This is a genomic window from Streptococcus oralis (assembly GCF_004127215.1).
Lineage (GTDB): Bacteria > Bacillota > Bacilli > Lactobacillales > Streptococcaceae > Streptococcus > Streptococcus oralis_BD.
On sequence record NZ_QEWJ01000112.1, the window covers coordinates 1 to 412 of the forward strand.

2 protein-coding genes are annotated in these 412 nt (G+C 61.9%); both read left to right on the forward strand.

The window, feature by feature from the left end; translation table 11 throughout:
- Positions 1-110, forward strand: a 110-nt coding sequence (locus tag DF216_RS11070; protein ID WP_164979056.1) for an acyl-CoA dehydrogenase family protein, incomplete at its 5' end; no start/stop codon positions are given.
- Between the two features lie 31 nt (positions 111-141).
- The coding region (locus DF216_RS10590; protein ID WP_164979057.1) for a GntR family transcriptional regulator at positions 142-412 on the forward strand (271 nt) is incomplete at its 3' end.

Below are 412 nucleotides of genomic sequence, written 5' to 3' on the forward strand. Positions count from 1 at the left end.
ACGTAGAGCGCTACTTCCGGGACGCCCCACTGATGATCGTGGGCGAGGGCACCAACGAGATTCAGCGCAATGTCATCGTCGCGCAGCTGGTTGCGCGCGGTGGTCTGTGACCACTCGGTGAGCCAGTAGAATCTGAATGCTATGAGCGGTAAGGAAAGAGAGACGGAGCCGGCGTATCAACGCCTCTCCCGTGAGCTTCGTCAGCAGATATCCGCCGGAACTTACCGCGACGGCCTTCAGCTACCCACCGAATCCGAACTGGCGGCGCGGCACGGCGTGAGCCGCCAGACGGTTCGACGAGCATTCCACGACCTGGTTTCCGAAGGCATCGTGTATCGGGTCCCGGGTCGTGGCACGTTCGTGACGGAGAACACCGGCCAGTATCTGCGGCATCTGGGGTCCATCGAAGACC